This is a genomic window from Pseudoalteromonas sp. TB41, from assembly GCF_000497975.1.
Lineage (GTDB): Bacteria > Pseudomonadota > Gammaproteobacteria > Enterobacterales > Alteromonadaceae > Pseudoalteromonas > Pseudoalteromonas tetraodonis.
The window spans coordinates 1-1,170 of the sequence record NZ_AUTH01000081.1; the positions used below are offsets into that span (position 1 = coordinate 1).

Genomic DNA, 1,170 nt, shown 5'->3' on the forward strand with positions numbered 1-1,170 from the left:
AACTGTTTACGCAGGGTTTTTAATTGGCGAGCCCACCATTTATCGCATTGCAGTTTAAGCAAGGCGATTTCAAAACAGGCTTGTGGTAGGTCGTCTTCACGCATGTCGTAAAATGGCACGTTTACGCCAAACTGTTTGGCATACCCTGCAACCCCTTCGTAGGTAAGGCGTACTATTTTTTCATACGGTAAATGCTGGTTTTGMYCRCTTACATCAAGTGCTTTTTCAAGGCACTCTAATGCAAGAGTGCCTGCATGCTTTTTAGTTTTTTCAACACTACTTAGAATATGCCATGGCAATGGCATATTGTGAGTAATACTGAGCAGAACACCAAAGCGAGGCTTTAAACGCGCAATAGTGCGGCGCATCCATGTATTAGCACGGAACTGGCTCCCCGCTTTTTTCTCGGTGTAACGATCAATGTATTTACGGGCCATGCGACTTTGCAGCGATACAGGCACTTTTTCCAAGTTGCTAGCAAGGTAATTAAAGTCGTCAATATCAGTAATAGACGAAATTAAGCCCTTAGCTATGCTTGATAGGTTAAGGGCGTCAAGGTCGATCGGGATTGGGTTAGCCATTACAGTTTAAGCGCCTGCTTTATATCGCTAACCGCTTTGGCTTTTAACTTCACAATGTCTGTTGCATGTATAGCGGGAAAATTAGGTTCTTGTGTATAGCCGATTAAGTTAAACAAAGTTTGTATATCATTAACCTTGTCAGCTCTCCAAAAGCGGCCTGTTCTATGCTCTGGGTTTTTACCCATGTAATCTAAAATCAGTTGGTGCAGTAGACCGCAATCTGAAAAGTCATCACCTGTTGACCACATAACACGGTCTGCCATTACTTCTATCTGACAAAGCCAATCAACGAATGAATCCAAGGCAAAAACAATATCAGTGCCCAAGTCTTCATCATCAGGGTAATTGGTGCGTAAGTAGTGTCCCCACTGAGAATTAAACGCGGCTGTTGCAGTGCCTAATCGGTCTTGTTTTTCTGGCGATATAACCTCGTGAAAATCAGCGCCAATTACACCTGTTTTAGGGTCAAAAAATACCGCCGCAATTTCAACGATCATTGCGCTTGGGCGATTATCTAAACGAGTTAAATGCACCATTACATTGTTCATGCTGCACCGCCGTCTAATTCAAGTTCAATTAGGTCAAAATC

The 1,170-nt window shown here is 42.9% G+C and carries 1 protein-coding gene and 1 pseudogene; both read right to left on the minus strand.

Going from position 1 to position 1,170, the window contains the following annotated elements; genetic code table 11:
• Positions 1-581: pseudogene (locus L641_RS0111975) on the minus strand (replication endonuclease); the annotation flags it as partial.
• Positions 581-1,129, minus strand: a complete 549-nt coding sequence (locus tag L641_RS0111980) for a 3'-5' exoribonuclease (protein ID WP_024602004.1) — start codon at positions 1,127-1,129, stop codon at positions 581-583. The pseudogene L641_RS0111975 and the gene L641_RS0111980, both read right to left, overlap by 1 nt.
• Positions 1,130-1,170: the final 41 nt, after the last annotated feature.